14 protein-coding genes are annotated in these 16,244 nt (G+C 66.2%); 5 read left to right on the forward strand and 9 right to left on the reverse strand.

Going from position 1 to position 16,244, the window contains the following annotated elements:
• Positions 1–6: 6 nt before the first annotated feature.
• Positions 7–1,284: an amidohydrolase/deacetylase family metallohydrolase gene (locus BM118_RS08660; protein ID WP_092184018.1), complete on the reverse strand. Its 1,278-nt coding sequence runs from the start codon at positions 1,282–1,284 to the stop codon at positions 7–9.
• A 158-nt stretch (positions 1,285–1,442) separates the two neighbouring features.
• Between BM118_RS08660 and BM118_RS08665 the strand changes: the two genes are divergently transcribed.
• The 3 genes from BM118_RS08665 (at position 1,443) to BM118_RS08675 (ending at position 4,592) form a co-directional block, all read left to right on the forward strand.
• Entirely contained in the window at positions 1,443–1,937 is a 495-nt protein-coding gene (locus tag BM118_RS08665) for a MarR family winged helix-turn-helix transcriptional regulator (protein WP_244550099.1), read from the forward strand.
• Positions 1,938–2,225: 288 nt separating this feature from the next.
• Complete coding sequence (locus tag BM118_RS08670; RefSeq protein ID WP_244550100.1) at positions 2,226–3,644, forward strand: cytosine permease; 1,419 nt, start codon at positions 2,226–2,228, stop codon at positions 3,642–3,644.
• A 9-nt stretch (positions 3,645–3,653) separates the two neighbouring features.
• Positions 3,654–4,592 carry an acetamidase/formamidase family protein gene (locus tag BM118_RS08675; protein WP_092184020.1) on the forward strand — a complete coding sequence of 313 codons (939 nt, stop codon included), beginning with the start codon at positions 3,654–3,656 and terminating at the stop codon, positions 4,590–4,592.
• Positions 4,593–4,607: 15 nt separating this feature from the next.
• On the opposite strand, the gene BM118_RS08680 is transcribed toward BM118_RS08675, so the two are convergent.
• The 8 genes from BM118_RS08680 to BM118_RS08715 are packed head-to-tail and all read right to left on the reverse strand — an operon-like array spanning position 4,608 to position 13,865.
• The gene (locus BM118_RS08680; RefSeq protein WP_092184022.1) at positions 4,608–5,378 is read right to left on the reverse strand and encodes a polysaccharide deacetylase family protein; all 771 of its coding nucleotides are present in this window, start codon (positions 5,376–5,378) and stop codon (positions 4,608–4,610) included.
• Entirely contained in the window at positions 5,375–6,220 is an 846-nt protein-coding gene (locus BM118_RS08685) for a polysaccharide deacetylase family protein (RefSeq protein WP_092184024.1), read from the reverse strand. Before BM118_RS08685 ends, BM118_RS08680 begins: the two co-directional genes overlap by 4 nt.
• A complete protein-coding gene (locus BM118_RS08690; RefSeq protein WP_092184026.1) occupies positions 6,217–7,758 on the reverse strand; it encodes an ABC transporter substrate-binding protein in 1,542 nt (513 codons plus the stop codon). The genes BM118_RS08685 and BM118_RS08690 overlap by 4 nt, the downstream gene beginning before the upstream one ends.
• A gap of 14 nt (positions 7,759–7,772) precedes the next feature.
• Positions 7,773–9,380 carry an ABC transporter ATP-binding protein gene (locus tag BM118_RS08695; protein ID WP_092184028.1) on the reverse strand — a complete coding sequence of 536 codons (1,608 nt, stop codon included), beginning with the start codon at positions 9,378–9,380 and terminating at the stop codon, positions 7,773–7,775.
• The gene (locus BM118_RS08700; protein ID WP_092184030.1) at positions 9,377–10,189 is read right to left on the reverse strand and encodes an ABC transporter permease; all 813 of its coding nucleotides are present in this window, start codon (positions 10,187–10,189) and stop codon (positions 9,377–9,379) included. The genes BM118_RS08695 and BM118_RS08700 overlap by 4 nt, the downstream gene beginning before the upstream one ends.
• Complete coding sequence (locus tag BM118_RS08705; RefSeq protein WP_092184032.1) at positions 10,186–11,130, reverse strand: ABC transporter permease; 945 nt, start codon at positions 11,128–11,130, stop codon at positions 10,186–10,188. Before BM118_RS08705 ends, BM118_RS08700 begins: the two co-directional genes overlap by 4 nt.
• A gap of 9 nt (positions 11,131–11,139) precedes the next feature.
• The gene (locus tag BM118_RS08710) at positions 11,140–12,705 is read right to left on the reverse strand and encodes an ABC transporter substrate-binding protein (protein WP_441299747.1); all 1,566 of its coding nucleotides are present in this window, start codon (positions 12,703–12,705) and stop codon (positions 11,140–11,142) included.
• Entirely contained in the window at positions 12,705–13,865 is a 1,161-nt protein-coding gene (locus tag BM118_RS08715; protein ID WP_092184034.1) for a C45 family autoproteolytic acyltransferase/hydolase, read from the reverse strand. The genes BM118_RS08710 and BM118_RS08715 overlap by 1 nt, the downstream gene beginning before the upstream one ends.
• Positions 13,866–13,932: 67 nt before the next feature.
• Between BM118_RS08715 and BM118_RS08720 the strand changes: the two genes are divergently transcribed.
• Both BM118_RS08720 and BM118_RS08725 read left to right on the forward strand, forming a co-directional pair.
• On the forward strand, positions 13,933–14,877 hold the full coding sequence (locus BM118_RS08720; RefSeq protein ID WP_092184036.1) for a GntR family transcriptional regulator: 945 nt from the start codon (positions 13,933–13,935) through the stop codon (positions 14,875–14,877).
• An 18-nt stretch (positions 14,878–14,895) separates the two neighbouring features.
• On the forward strand, positions 14,896–16,242 hold the full coding sequence (locus BM118_RS08725; RefSeq protein ID WP_092184039.1) for an omega-aminotransferase AptA: 1,347 nt from the start codon (positions 14,896–14,898) through the stop codon (positions 16,240–16,242).
• The last annotated feature ends 2 nt before the right edge of the window (positions 16,243–16,244 follow it).

Here is a 16,244-nt window from a genome sequence, read left to right on the forward strand (position 1 = left end):
CTGGCCTTACGCCGCGACGGCCTGCGGCAGGATCGGCGCGACCGCGTCGAAGCGCGTGCCGGCGCGCAGGCAGAAGGCCGGCTGAAGCAGCCGCTCGGCGATCACCTCGTTCTTCTCGTTGTCCGCAAGGACGAAGCGGCCGTTCTTCTCCGCGAGCACGGAGACGTCGGCGTCCATGCCGACCTTGAGCGCGCCGATCTCCGCGCTGCGGCCGAGCATTTTGGCGGGATTGGAGGTGACCATCGGCACCACCTGCTCCAGCGACAGGCCGAGCGCCATCATCGAGCTCATCGCCTGGACCAGGCTGAACTTGGCCTGCCCCGCGAAGGGATGGTTCTCCTCGTCCTCGTGCTGGTCGGGCGTCCCGGCCGGCGCGGGCACATGGGTGTTGTAGCCGTGAATGTCGGCGCCGAGCGTGGTCGGAATGATGCCGGCGGCGATCGCCTTCTTCGCGAGCCGGTACGAGAAATGGCTGCCGTGACCGACATCGACCTTGAGGCCGCGATCGAGCGCCGCCTGGATCACCGGATGCACCTCGCCCTCGCGGTTGACGAAGCCGCCGGGGTGGCGCGTGAACGGATGGGCGAGAACGTCGCCCTCGCGCAAGAGCGGGATCACGCGCGTGAGGATCGTATCGGCATCCTCGCCATTGGCGCCGCTCTCGGGCAGGCCCCAGAGCTGGCCGAAATGCACATACACCGGCAGATCGGCGCGCTTGCCGATCTCCGCCGCCATCTCGATGACACGGATGCCCCAGCGCGCGAAGCCGCCGATCTCGGCATGGGCCTTGATGCCGCGCACGATGTCGAGATTGGCCGTCGCCGCCTTGACGGTCGCATCGATGTCGACACCATCGGGGCTGTAGAGCTGCGGATAATAATGTCCCTCCAGTCCGCCGACGAGATAGGCGGACAGGAAGGCATAGACGCGCGTATGGGACGGCTCGGCGATGAAATGACGAAAGCCCGGCAGCGTCATGCAGGACGGACCGCCCTGGTCGATCACCGTCGTCACGCCCGACTGCACGCCGACCATGTCGGGGTTCATGCCGAAGCGGCCGGAGACATATTGATAGACATGCGCATGGGTGTCGATCAGCCCGGGCAGCACGAGCTTGCCGCCGACATCGACGACCTCCTTCGCACTCGTCGGCAGGATGTCCGGCGCGACCGCGGCGATCTTGCCGCTGCGGATGGCGACGTCCCTGATGCCGTCCACGCCCGAGGCCGGACAGATCACGCGACCGCCGCGCAGCAGAAGGTCGAAGCTGGCAGTGATGGACATGGCGCTCTCCTCTCCTCACGGCGGCGATTGCTTCGCCCCGGAAATACGAAGCATGCTTCGCATTTTGACAAAAGCAAGCTTCGTGCCATGATCTGAAGGTGGCGGGCGCACTCGAATCGAGCTAAGCGCGGCGGGGTTCCAGCTTGGGAGAGCGTGCATTGCGGCAAGGGAAGACGCGTCGCAGCGGGGGCAAGCACCGCCCCTGGCCATTGTCGCAACGTCCCGGCTATCTGATCCGGCGGCTGCACCAGATTCATGTCGCGCTGTTTCAGGAAGCGTGCGGTGCGTTCGAGGTCACGCCGCTGCAATACAGCTTGCTCTCGGCGCTGGCGGCACGCGAAACCGCCGATCAGACCACTTTGGCGGCCGATATCGCCCTCGATCGAACGACGACGACCGGCGCGCTGAAGCGGCTCGCCGCACGAGGTCTGGTCGAGCGCGCCATCAACAAGGACGATCGCCGCGCGCGGTTGTGCCGCCTGACGCCTGCCGGCGCCGCCCTGCTGGTCAAGATCGAGGGCGCGGCGCGACGGGCGCATCGTGCGACCCTCGGCGATTTGAGCGAGCGGGAACAGGCGCTCTTCATCGAAATGATGCAGCGCATCGTGGCCGGCAATCCCAGCCGCGACAGCGCCGCTGCCCTATTCGACTAGAAGCGGCTGCTGCACTTTTGAGTTGGGCTGCCCAATTTATCATCGTACCGCTGCTCGCACGCGCAAGACCCTGAGCCTCCGCGCCGGTCGCCGGGTCGCAAACAGGTGGCTCGACATGAGCCGATACAAGCCTGCGCGTGACGTCGATCGCATTTGAAATTTCAACAGCAATCCGGCGCGAACCACATTGCATCCGGCATCGGCGCACGCCCCGCTCCGGCGGCTGTGCAACCAATGGCACGATTTATGCTGCGGCGATACGCAGCGTGCTTCGTATTGGGGGATGTCATGACGGATTCCGAACTTCGCGCTGATATTCACAGCATCGAGCCAATTCCCGATGCGGACCGGGACTCGACCGGACCGCAGCAAATGTGGATCTGGGCCGGCGCCAACATCGCGCCGGTCAACTGGGCGCTCGGCGCGCTCGGCATCATCCTGAAGCTCGGACTGATGGAGACGATCGCGGTCATCGTGCTCGGGAACATCGTCGGTTGCGCGATCTTCGCGACCTTCACGGTGATGGGGCACAAGACCGGCGTCAACCAGATGGTACTGAGCCGGTCCGCGTTCGGCGTCCGCGGCGCCTACCTGCCCAGCATCCTGATGTTCGTGATGACGCTGGGCTGGATCGGCGTGAACACCTACTTCCCGGTGAAGGTTTCGATCGGCATTCTCGGCCAGTTCGGCGTGCCCGACACCTGGCTGATCGAGATCGTCATCATCACGCTGGTGATGGCGGCGCAGGTCCTGATCGGCGTCTACGGGTTCTACGCGATCCGCACCTTCGAGAAATACACCGTGCCGCCCACCATCGCCATCATGGTGCTGATGAGCATTCTGGCCTGGACGCGCCCCGGCGTCGTCAACTGGGGCCTCACGACGTCGCTGCCGCCGGGCGCGCATCTGGCGATGCTGACCCTGCTGATGACCGCGATCGGTGTCGGCTGGGGCATTTCCTGGGTCACCTGGGCCTCCGACTATTCGCGCTTCGTGCCGAAAAGCGTGCCGTCGAAATCCGTGTTCTGGTACAGCTATATCGGCATGTTCGTGCCGACGGTCTGGCTCGGCATTCTCGGCGCGACCATCGCCTCGACGACGCTGGACACCGATCCCGCAAAGATGGTCAGTGCGGTGTTCGGCGGACCGGTCAGCATCCTCGTCCTGCTGATGGTGCTGCATGGCCCGATCGCCACCAACATCCTCAACGTCTACTCGGCGACACTGGCGGCGCTGAGCGCGGGGCTGAAGCTCTCGCGCTTCTGGCTCACCGTCATCGTCGGCGTCGCCGGCTATCTGGTGACGCTGTACTTCATCTTCGCGCCGTCCTTTGCGAAAGCGTTCGACAACTGGATGATCAGCCTGTTGTTGTGGATGAGCCCGTGGGCCGGCGTGGTGCTTGCGGATTTCTTCCTCAAGCGGAAGGGCAAGATCGACGTCGCCGAGCTCTACCGCTCGCCGGAGACCAGCGCCTATGGCGACATCAACTGGGCCGGCATGATCGCGTTCTTCGCCGGCCTCGTCGCCGGATGGCTGGTGGAAGACGGCCTCGTCGGCGCGCTCCAGGGGCCGGTCTCGATCAACCTCCTGGGCGGGGCCGATCTGAGCTGGCTGTTCGGGATCGGGGTCTCGGGGCTGGTCTATCTTGCGCTGGGCAAGCACGTCACGTCGCCCTCCTCGATCGTTGCGAGCAGCGCGGGAAGGTAGCGTCAGATCATGGACTTCGTCCTGCGATCCACCCCCGGAAACGTCCAGTGGGGACTCTGGGACGGACGTCTGAAGCCGGTGCTCCGGATCGCATCCGGAGACCGCGTCACCATCGAGACCCTGTCGGGCGAGCCGGACGATCTGCCCGATCCCTCGCTCGGCTTCGACAGCGTGCCCGGACATGCGGAGGTGCTGGCAAGCGCGTTCCGCGGTCCGGGCCCGCACCTTCTCACCGGACCGATCCACATCGAGGGCGCCGAGCCCGGCGACGTCCTCGAAGTGCGCGTCCAGAGCATCGAGCTGCGCTGCAATTGGGGCTGGAATCTCCAGGTCCCGACGCTCGGCACCTTGCCTGAGGATTTTCCCGAGTTCCGCCGCATTCACATTCCGCTGGACCGCGCGCGCAACGTCGCAAAACTGCCCTGGGGACAGGAGCTGCCGCTCTCCCCCTTCTTCGGCAATTTCGGCGTCGCGCCGCCGCCGACCTGGGGCCGATTGTCCTCGAAGGAGCCGCGGGCGTTCGGCGGCAACATGGACAACAAGGAGCTCGGCGCCGGCAGCACGCTGTATTTTCCGGTCTTCGTGCCGGGCGCGCTGTTCTCCGCCGGCGACGGCCACGCGCTCCAGGGCGATGGCGAAGTCTGCCTGACCGCGATCGAGGCGGCGCTCACCGGCACCTTCGAGTTCCACGTCCGCCGCGATCTTCGCCTCGCCTCGCCGCGCGCCGAGACGGCGTCCGACTGGATCACCATGGGCTTTGACGAGGACCTCGACGATGCAGCCAAGGCTGCGCTGCGCGACATGATCGCGCTGATCCGCGAGCACAGCGGCCTCAGCGCGCAGGATGCCTATACGCTCTGCTCGATCGCCGCAGACCTGCGGGTCACGCAGCTGGTCGACGGCAACAAGGGCATTCACTGCGTGCTGGCAAAATCCCGCATGCCGTGACCGATGCCGCCAGGTTCAAGACCCCGATCGATCAGCGACCTCCCCGCAGGTGAGAAACGCAACACCATCGAGACCACGCAGCCAGGTCAGCAGGCCGTCAAGGGCGGCAATGCGGCTCGCCCGCGCGCTGCCATAGTCGCTGCGCGGATGCAGTGTCAGCGTGATCAGGCAGCGCTCGCGATGCATCGCCTCGATCTCCTCGCGCCACATCTTGATGACGCGATCGTGGGTCTGGCGCTGGCCGTAGAGCGTCGCGTCGATCAGGATCTCCGCATGCGGCACCTCGACCATGCCGCGGCCGCCATCGGCATCTAGCCGGTAGGGCTGGTCGTCGTCCTGGAAGCTGGAATCATAGCGATAGCCGAGGTCGGCGAGATGGCCGAGCGTACGCTCCGTCAGGCGGCCATGCGGAGCCCGAAAGCCGCGCGGCGCGCGGCCGACGATCCGCGACAGCGCCGCATGCGCGCGTTCCAGCAGCGCCCGCTCGTCGATGTCAGCCGCGTCCATCTCCTCCATCGCCCAGCCGTGCGCGGCGATCTCATGCCCGCGGCCGGCGAGCGCGGCAATATAGGCCGGGTTCGCCTCCGCTTCCGCGCCGGGAACGAACGCGGTGGACTTGATGCCGTGGCGATCGAGCAGGCCGAACAGCCGCTCGCAGCCGACCGCATAGGCGTATTTTCCGTACGAGGCACGGCCGAACAAGGCGTCCTCGCCAGCCTGCGTCAATTCGACCGTCTTGCCCTGGAGGTTGACGGTCACGACAACCGGCACGATGGATCTGGTCATTGTCCGCTCCAGTCCCGGCGCCAATCGGTCGGACGATTCAGGCACCATTCCGCCAGCTCCAGCATGCCGACAAAGCGCACGCCTTCGTGCCGCTTTGCGTAGTTGATGAGCCCTTCGACCGCCGCGACCCGCGCGGGCGAGCCGGAGCCATAGCCGACCCGCGGGTGGAAGGTCAGGTTGTAATAGCCGCCCTCCGCGTAGATGGCGTCGAACTCCTGTTGCCAATGCGCGAGCACTTCCGACGGCGGCGTGTAGCTGACGCGGTAGAACGGAAAATCGTCGAGGCTCGAGGTGTTGTTGGGCAGGCAGACATAGTCGCTGCGCTCCTCGCCGTCGTAGCGCGCGAGATAAGGCAGGTCGAAATCCTTGTCGCTGGAATCGTAGACATAGCCGAGCTCGCGGAGCTTGCGCAGCGTGCGCGCGGTCTTGTGCCCGGACGGCGAGCGCCATCCCCTCGGCGCAATGCCGGTGATCTCCGTAAGCAGCCGGTGCGTGCGCTCCAGCAGCTCCGGCTCGGCCTCGCCGGGATCGACGCCCTCGTGAAAGTAGCCGTGCGAGCCGATCTCGATGCCCGATCGCGAGATGTCGCGAACGAGATCCGGGCTCTCCTCGGCATCATAGCCCGAGACATAGAACGTCCAGGGCACGTCGTGCCGCGTGAACATGTCGACGAAGCGCGGGATGCCGCATTTGGCGGAATAGCGGCCGTGCGAGCGGGCGCCGAGCGGCAACTGGCCGCGGCCGCGTTCCAGCGACGTGCCGTCGAAATCGAGCGTGAGGCCGACGACGCAGCGCGCGCCGTCCGGCCAGGCATGATGTTTGCGCTGGGCAAGGGAGATCATCTGACAACCTCGACGTTCCAGAAGCGGGGTTTGCGGCCGGCCCATGGCGCATAGCCGCGCACGGCGGGCGAGACCGCCGAGACGTTGACGCCGGAGCTCCACACGATCATCGGCGCGTCATCGACGAAGAGCTTGTGAAGCGCATCGAATAGCGGCTGACGCGCCTCGGGCGCGGCCGTTTCCATCAGCTTCGCAAGCAGCTCGATCGCATCGCGATTGCCCCAGACCTTGTCCGGCTGCGCGGCCTTGTCTCCGACGAAGCGATCGAGGCCGAACGCGGGATCGAGATAGGGCGTGTAGTTCCACACCATGAGCTGATAGTCGCCCTTGTTGTAGCGGCTGAGCTGGGTGGCGAATTCCACGACCTCGACGCTGAGGTTGAGGCCGGCCTGTTGCGCCATCGCCTGCGCCAGCACGGCCACGTCGTTCATGACAGGAAAGCGCGAATTGGTGGTGATCCTGATCGGCTCGCCCTTGTAGCCCGCCTCAGTCAGGAGCTTCCTTGCGCGCGCAATGTCGAGGCCGTTGCCGGCCTGCTCGACCGCACCGTAGTAGCGGCTCGAAAGCGGCACCAGCGAGGTGCTCGGCTTGGCATAGCCGTCGGTGAGGCTCTCGCTCATGCTGGGATAATCGAGCGCGGCGGCAATGGCGCCGCGGATGCGCTTGTCCTTGAGCAGCGGATCATTCGTCTGCATCACGATCGCATTCAGCGAGGCGACCGACGACGATGCGATCGCAAGACCCGCCGACTTCAGCTCGCCTGCAAATTTCGGATCCATCGACGGCCAGAGGTCGAGATTGCCCGACTGGATCGCGGCCTTCGCCGCCGCCGGATCGGGAACGACGGACAGCCTGACACGATCGACCTTGGCAAGCTTGGCTCCGGCGAGTCCGTCGGCCGGCTCGCCGCGCGCCGCATAGGCCTCGTTGCGGGTGAGCTCGATGAACTGACCGCGGCGCCATTCGGCGAGCTTGAACGGACCGGTGCCGATCGCCTTCTGCCAGGCGCCGTCGACGCCGACCGAATCCGGATGCGCGATGCCGGTGCCGTCGCAATCGGCCCGTGCCATCGTGCTGAGGAGGGCGCCGCTCGGCTCGGCCAGCCGGAACACGACCTGCTCCGGCGACGGCGCGGCGACCTCGACGATCCTGATCTTTCGCGTGCCGTCGAAATTGGCCCGGCACGGCCAGGCGGATTTCGGATCGAGGAAGCGGTCCCATGTCCAGACCACCTCCCGCGAGGTCAGGGGTGCACCGTTGTGGAAGGTCACGCCCTCGCGCAGCGTAAAGGTGTAGGTCCGCCCGTCCGCCGACGTCTCGATCGCCTTCGCCAGCATCGGGGCGACGGTGCCGTCGCCACGCCAGGCGACGAGGCCTTCGTAGATCTGTTGAAGCACAAGACCGGTGTTGTCATCAGGACTGTTACCCGGCATCAGGCCGCGGATATCAGTCGTGACCATGCTGCGCAGAACGCTCTCGGCACGGGTCGTCGATAGCGAGACGAGCATCAGACACAACGCAACGACAAGACGATTCATACGCAAGATCCCGCTTAGCCCGAGGCGCGCGCCGTTGCCGCCCTCGCAAAGTCCAGCACGGGCGCCGCCGCGAGCAGCGCCTTGGTGTAGTCATGCTGCGGACGATCGAAGATCTCGTCACGCGATCCCTGCTCGACGATCCGCCCGCCCTGCATCACCACCACCCGGTCGGCGACCTGCTCGACGGCGGCGAGATCGTGGCTGATGAACAGGCAGGCGAAGCCGTATTGCGCCTGAAGCCGCGCGAGCAGCTTCAGCACTTGGGCCTGGATGGTCATGTCGAGCGCCGAGACCGGCTCGTCCGCCACGACGAAGGCCGGCTCGCGCACGATGGCACGCGCAATCGCGATCCGCTGGCGCTGACCGCCGGACAATTCGTGCGGCCAGCGCTTGCCGAGGCCCACAAGCCCGACCTCCTCCAGCATCGCTTCCATGCGCTTGTCGCGCTCGCTCGCCGTCAATTGCGGCACGTGGCGCAACGGCTCGGCGACGATCTCGCCGACGCGCATCCGTGGATCGAGCGAGGAATAGGGATCCTGGAACACCAGTTGCGAGGCGAGGCGGAAGTCGCGGTCGACACTTGACGTGACGTCCCTGCCCCGAAACCTGATCTCTCCGCCCGAGGTCGGAATGAGACGCAGCATGGCGCGGCCGAGCGTGGTCTTGCCCGAGCCGCTGCCGCCGACCACCGCGACTGTTTCGCCTGCGGCGATGTCGAGATCGACGCCGTTGACGGCCCGGACGCCGGCATCGCGCCGGAACAATCGCTGCCGCCCGGCGAAGCCGACTTCGAGGCCCCGCACGCTGACGAGGGGTTCGCCGCCCTGCCGCGCTTTGGTCGTGGCGCCGCGGCGCGGCAAGGCCTCGACCAGCCGTTTGGTATAGGCGTCGCGCGGCGAGAACAGGATTTGCCGCGTCGTTCCGGTCTCGACCATCCTGCCCTGGCGCAACACCAGCGCGCGCTGCGCATAGCGCGACACGAGGCCAAGATTGTGGGTGATCAGCATCACCGACGTGCCGTGATCGCGGGCGAGCCCGACCATGAGGTCGAGCACCTCGCGCTGGGTCAGCGTGTCCAGCGCCGTGGTCGGCTCGTCCGCGATCAGCAGCTTCGGTTTCAGCAGCATCACCGAGGCGAGCATGATGCGTTGGCGCATGCCGCCGGAGAATTCGTGCGGATAGGCGTCAAAAGTTCGCTCGGGATCGCGGATCTGAACCCGCGCGAGCATATCGAGGCAGCGGCGCCGGATCTCGCGTTTGCCAAGCCGCTCATGCAGGCCAAGCCCCTCCGCCATCTGCGCGCCGACGCTGATGGCGGGGTTGAGTGAGACCATCGGCTCCTGAAACACCATGCCAACGGTCGGCCCGCGCAGCGCCCGCATCTGTCGCGCAGAGACGCTGGCGAGGTCGATGCCGTCGAGCACGATCTGGCCGCCTGCCTTGCGAAGACCCGATGGCAGCAGGCCGAGCACGGCGCGCGCGGCCGCCGTCTTGCCACTACCGGATTCGCCGACGACGGCGAGGAACTCGCCGCGCTCGACCGCGAAGGAGACGCCCTCCACGATCACGGCCTTGCTGGCCGACACTTCGATACGGAGATCCTCGACCGACAGCAGCGTCATCCGTGCGCCATCCTGGGGTCGAGGCGATCGCGCAGGGAATCGCCGAGCAGGTTGATGCCGAGCAGCGTCAGCGCGATGCAGAGGCCCGGCGCGATCGAGAGCCAGGCCGCCGTCTCCATGAACGGACGGCTCGCCGCCAGCATATTGCCCCAGGTCGGCGCCGGCGGCGGCACGCCGAGGCCGAGGAAGCTCAGCGCGCTCTCGGCCAGCAGCACCCAGCCGAACATGCTGGTCGCGAGCACCGCAACCGGCGCAATCGCATTCGGCATCACATGGCGGATCATCGAATAGACCTCGGAATTGCCGATGACACGCGAAGCCTCGACATACTCCTTCTCGCGGATCGACAGCACCGTGCCCCGCACCACGCGGACGACCGACGGGATATAGGCGAGACCCAACGCCAGAATGAGCCCGACCTTGTTGGCACCGACCACGATCATCACGGCCAGCGCCAGCAGGATGCCGGGGAACGCGAGCAGCGCGTCGTTGACCGCCATGATGACGCGGTCGGCCCAGCCGCGGATGTAACCGGCCGTGCAGCCGATCACCATGCCGGCCGCAATCGCCAGCAGCACCGTGAGCAGCGCAATCACGACGCTGGCGCCCGCGCCGACCATGATGCGGCTCAGCACGTCGCGGCCGAATTCATCGGTGCCGAGCCAGTGAACGGGCGACGGTGCCTGGAGCCGCGCGCGCAGATTGATGCGCAGCGGGTCGAACGGCGTCCAGAAGGCTCCGGTGGCGGCCGCGCCGAGCAGCAGCGCCATGAGGGCGCCGCCGATCGCAGTGTTGGCGCGCATCCTCATGCCATCGTCACCCTGGGATCGAACAACGGATAGCAAAGATCGACGATGAGGTTGACCACGACGTAGATCACGGCGGTGAACAGCAGGCAGCCCTGCACCACCGGATAGTCACGCGCGAAGATGGAATCGACCAGGAGCCGGCCGAGGCCAGGGAGCGTGAACACGGTCTCGATCACGGCGATGCCGCCGAGGAGATGGCCGAGCACGAGGCCGATCAGCGTCCAGGTCGGCGCGAACGCGTTGGGCAGGACGTGCCGGGCAAGCACGCGCCATTCCGGCACGCCCTTGGCGCGCGCGTGCGTGACATATTCGAGCCGCAGCACCTCGATGGAGGCGGCACGCGCCATGCGCGTGAGCACGCCGATCTCCACCATGGTGAGCGTCGCGATCGGCAGCACGATGAAGGTCGCCGCTTGCCAGAAGTTCTCCGCAAAGGGCACGTAGCCGATCACCGGGAGCCATTTCAGCTTGAGCCCGAACAGGAGCAGCAGCAGCAGGCCGAGCCAGAAGCTCGGGATCGACAACAGCAGCGTGGCGCCGCCGACGACGGAGAGATCGAGCAGGCTGTTCTGCTTCCAGGCCGCAACGAGCCCGGCCGGGACGGCGATACAGGCCGCCGCGCCAACTGCCACCAGCACGATGACCGCGCTGACCTGGAAGCGGTCGAGGATCAGCGGCAACACCGCGAGATTGTTGGTGATGGAGTGCCCGAAATCGCCGGCCGCAAGCTTTGCGATCCAGTGCATGAACTGGACCGGAATCGGCTGGTCGAGCCCGAGCTGCGCACGCAGCTGCGCCGCCTGCGCGGGATCTGCGGCATCGCCGAGCATCACCTGCACGGGATCGCCGGGGATGAGGCGGACCAGCGCAAACACGGCGATCGCGACCAGCAGCAGCGTCGGGATCGTCATGGCCAGCCGTCTTGCGAGGTAACCCAACATGGCGCCGCCCTACTCGACCGTGACGCCCCAGAACCGCGGCTGCGGATAAAGCCAGCCGGCATAGCCCTTGATGCCCTTGCGCAGCGCCGTCAGCTCGGCGCCGTTGAACAGCACGATCATCGGCACGTCGGCGATGAAGCGCTTGTGCATGTCGTCGAACAGCGCCTGCCGCTTCGCGGCGTCGTCGATCATCATCGACCGGCGCAGTAGGTCCTGCGCCTCCGGATTGTCCCAGACCTTGCGCGGCTGCGTCGCTTTCGGCCCGGTCAGCATCTCGAAGCTCAAGGAGGGATCGAGCCGCGCCGAATAGGTAAAGGCCATCGACTGGTAGTCGCCGCGGTTGTAGCGATCGAGCTGCGCCGCCCAGTCCATCACCTCGAGCTCGATATTGATGCCGACGGTCTGCGCCATCGCCTGCACCAGCACGGAGGAGTCGAACACGAAGCTGTAGCGCTTGTTGGTGATCATCTTGATCGGCTGGCCGCGATAGCCGGCCTCCAGCAGCAGCTTCTTGGCTTCCGCGATATTCTGCGCATAACCGTGCGACTGCGTCTCACTATAGAACGGGCTGCCGAGCGGAAGCGCGGAATTGTTCGGACGCGCGGTGCCCATCATCACGGCGTCGACGATCTGCGCGGTGTCGATCGACAGCGCAATGGCGCGGCGGATCCGCACGTCCTTCAGCAGCGGGTCTTTGGTCTGGAACAGGATGCCGGTGAGGCCGAGCGCGGGCGTGATGCTGAGCTGCACCTCGGGACGCGATTTGAGCTCTTCGAGATCGGGGATCGACAGGCTCATGATGACGTCGAGCGAGCCGCTGAGCAACCCCGCCTTCGCAGCCGAGCTGTCCGGGATCACATTGAAGCGCACGCGATCGACCTTGGCGTCCTTGGCACCGGTGTAGCCGTTACGCGGCTCGCTGCGCGAGACGTAGCCGTCGAAGCGGACGACATCGACATATTGTCCGCGCTTCCACTCGGCGAGCCTGAACGGGCCGGTGCCGATCGGGGCGATCCATTTGCCGTCCGCGCCGACGGAATCGCGATGGATGACTGCGGTCTGGCCGCAATCGGGACGCGCCAGGGTCGGGAGAAACAAGGCGGTCGGTTGATCGAGCGTGATGACAACGGTGAGCGGATCCGGCGCCTCGATCTTCTCGATCCGCGCGATTCCGGTGGCGCTGAATTCAGACAGGCAGCGCCATTGCGTTGCCGGGTCGAGCCAGCGCTTCAGCGACCAGGTCACGTCATCCGCGGTCATGGTGGCGCCATTGTGGAACTTGACACCCTGGCGCAGGCGGAACGTGTAGGTCTTGCCTTCGTTCGAAACGCTCCAGCTGTCGGCCAGCATCGGGCCGATCGAAGTGTCGTCACGGAAAGCGACCAGCCCTTCCACCACATGCGCGATCACGCCGTCGGTGTTGGCGTCGCGATTGGTACCGGGATCGGTCGATCGGATATCGGCGTTGAGCCGCGTTCTCAACAGTGTTTCTGCACCGGCCTTCCCCAGCATGGCCAGCAGGGCCAATGCGGCGAGACCAACCGCCCATGCCGGCGATGGCCGACGCCGGCGCATCACGCAGCCCCCGCCGCAGCCGACCGCTCGAAGGCGGCGCGCCCGATCTCGTCGATCTCGAGCCGGTAGCTGGTGAACTCGCGATTGAGCGCCGGCAGCGGCGCGGCCTGCATCAGCCCGCTCGCCGGTTCCATCAGGATCATCGCGACGGTGGCACTGAGATTGTTGCTGAGGTTGCGGCGCGGCGGGCGGCAGACCGACCAGGGATAGGCAAACTCGTCGAACAGCGCATTCTTGACGGCGTCGAAGGTGATGCTGCCGATGTGAGGCTGGAGCAGATCGCGAACGCGGATGTCGCGGTAGAGACTGTCAGGCGTATTGAAGATGCCGGTGTCCTTCAGCTTGCTGAGCGCGACGGGGCTGAGGAAGTTATTGGCGTGGACCAGAAGGCCGTTCTGCGGATGCACCTGGAAGGTCTCGTCCGGAGCACATTCGAAGTCGATTGCCACGCCCTCGCGATGGCTGACGATCATGTTGTTGGCCGCCGACTTTTTCGTGCAGTAGACCGTGCGCATCGCCAGCGCGAGATGCTCGTTCTCCAGAACCTTGCGGCGGATCAGCGCCAGCGGCACGCCGACCTGGCGATAGTCGCGGTCGCTTTCGAGATAGTTCGCGGTGATCGCGATGCCGACCGCGTTGAAGCCGCAGCGGCCGAGCGCGCCGGCCTCGGTGAAGGTCATCAGATCCGGCCCGTCATCGCGCCGCACCTTCAGCACGACCGCCGTCTCTGCGCATTCACGCTTCCAGTCCCAGTTCTGGGCGTGGATCAGGCGGCCATCGGCGGTCGCCTGCGGCAGCACGACGACGCCGGTGCAGCCATCCGGATCTTCCGGCGTCTTCAGCCGCGCGCGGATCGCCGGATTGGCAAGCTTGATGATCTCGGTGCGGGCGTTGAGCAGGACGACGTCCTCGAACGGAACGTCGGCGCCCTCGGCGATGCCGCGCATTTCCTCGATATAGCTCGGCTCGAACGTCTCGATGATGGGAAGATAGTCCCGCACCAGCGCGGCCACGCCCTTCGCGTCGAGCGAGAGCTCCTTCAACTGCGCGAAGTAATGGGTCGTCCCCTTCTTGATGCGGCCCGCCGCCTTCTGCCCGTATTGACGTCCACGTTCGCGCGGGGGACCGGAGATTTCGATGAGGGGAAAGGGCTCGACCATGGGACGGCAAATTCCTTCTTGAAGTTCCTTTTGCTTTCTCGTGAAGCCTAATGTATTTTGTGATGACATGAAACAAAAATCTTCAACCGCGAAATCGACCCTGGAAAAGGCGTCCCCAAGCCGTCTTCAGCGCGAACTGTCCGCCGGGATCATGGACCTGATCCGGAGCGAGCAGCTCGCACCCGGAACACGTCTTGCCGAAGTTGCGCTGGCCGAGCGCCTCCAGGTTTCGCGTACGCCGGTGCGCGCCGCGCTGAAACTGCTGGCGCGGCGCAAGCTCGTTCACGCCGGCGCCAGCCGCGGCTATTTCGTCGCCGAGTCCACCCCCGCCCTGCACAAGACGCCATCAAAGCCGAGCCCTGACGATACCGACCGGCTGTTCCTCGCCATCGCGCGCGACCGCCGCGCCGGCCGGCTGCCTGACGAGGTTTCGGAACGCGACCTGATGCAGCGCTACGATGCGACGCGGCCGATCGTGCAGCGCGTGCTCACCAGGCTTGCCGAAGTCGCCGCCGTCCAGCGCAAGCCGGGACATGGCTGGCGCTTCCAGCCCACCCTTGCAGATACACAGGCACGCGATGAAAGCTATCGCTACCGTCTGCTGATCGAGCCGGCCGGCCTGCTCGAGCCGGGCTTTCGTCTCGATCCGGCGTGGGCCACCCAGATGCGTCGCCGTCATCAGGAGATGCTGGCGATGCCGTGGAGCGACACAGCCAGCATTGCGCTCTACGAGATGAACGCGGCCTTTCACGAAGGCCTCGCCGCCGCGTCAGGCAACCGCTATCTGCTGGTCGCGGTTCAGCAGCAGAACCGGCTGCGTCGCTTCGGAAACTACGACTGGACCTTCGGCCATGAGCGCGTGATCGTGAACTGCCGCGAGCATCTCGCCATCCTCGACCAGCTCGAAGCCGGCCAGAACGAGGCCGCCGCCGCCCTGCTGCGCCGGCATCTCGAAGGCGCCGCCAAGCTCAAGCGCAGCCCCGCCAATTCCGCTCCGTCAAAATCCGCCTGAACACGTACGAGAGTTTTCATGCCCATGAGTGCCCTCACCTCCTCCAACAGCCCCCTCACCCGCGAGGCCATGGAGCCGTTCTGGCTGCCGATGACGCCGAACCGGCAATTCAAGTCGAAGCCGCGCATCTTCGTCGCCGCCGAGGGCATGCACTACGTCACCGACGACAACAGGCGCATTCTCGACGGCATGGCAGGGCTGTGGTGCGTGAACGCGGGACACGGGCAGCGACGCATCGTCGATGCGATCCAGGCGCAGGCGGCGAAGCTCGATTTCGTCTCCTCGTTCCAGATGAGCCATCCGGCCGCCTTCGAGCTTGCCCGGCGCATCACCGAGGTCGCGCCCGCGGGGCTCGACCACGTCTTCTTCACCAATTCGGGTTCGGAATCGGTCGACACCGCGCTGAAGATCGCGCGCGGCTATCACCGCGCCCGCGGCGAGGCCAGCCGCATCCGCTTCATCTCGCGCGCCAAGGCCTATCACGGCATGGGCTGGGGCGGCCTGTCGGTCAGCGGCATCGTCCGCCACCGCAGGGACTTCGGCCCGCTGCTCCCCGAGGTCGACCATCTCCCGCATACGCATGATCCGGAGCATGCGGCGTTCTCGCGCGGCCAGCCGCAATGGGGCGCGCATCTCGCCGACGAGCTGACAAAACTGATGCAAGTGCACGATCCCTCGACGATTGCCGCCGTCATCGTCGAGCCCGTGACGGGCTCCGGCGGCGTGCTGCCGCCGCCGGTCGGCTATCTCGAGCGGCTGCGCCAGATCTGCGACCAGCATGGCATCCTCCTGATCTTCGACGAGGTGATCACGGGGTTTGGTCGCCTGGGCGCCGCGTTCGGCGCCAACGCCTTCGGCGTGACACCCGACCTCATCACCTGCGCCAAGGGCATGACCAACGCGGCCGTGCCGATGGGCGGCGTCATCGTGAGCGGCAAGGTCTACGACGCGCTCATGCAGGGGCCGGACAACGCGATCGAGCTGTTCCACGGCTACACCTATTCGGCGCATCCGCTCGCCTGCGCGGCGGGGCTTGCCGCGCTCGACGTGTACCAGGATCTCGGCCTGTTCGAGCGGGCGCGCCGCCTCGCGCCGGTTCTGGAAAACCACGCGCACGGCTTGCGCGACCTTCCCCACGTCGTCGACATCCGCAACATCGGCCTATTGGCCGCAATCGACCTGAAGCCGCGCGAGGGTGCACCGGGGGCACGCGGCGCTGAGTGCGCCAGCCGCTGCTATGAGGACGGCATCTTGATCCGCGGCAGCGGCGATACGCTCCTGGTCTCGCCACCCTTGATCATCACCGAGGAGCAGATCAACGACATCTTCACCGCCATCCGCCGGGCCCTGACCGCCATCGGCTGACG

Source organism: Bradyrhizobium sp. cf659 (assembly GCF_900113725.1).
Lineage (GTDB): Bacteria > Pseudomonadota > Alphaproteobacteria > Rhizobiales > Xanthobacteraceae > Bradyrhizobium.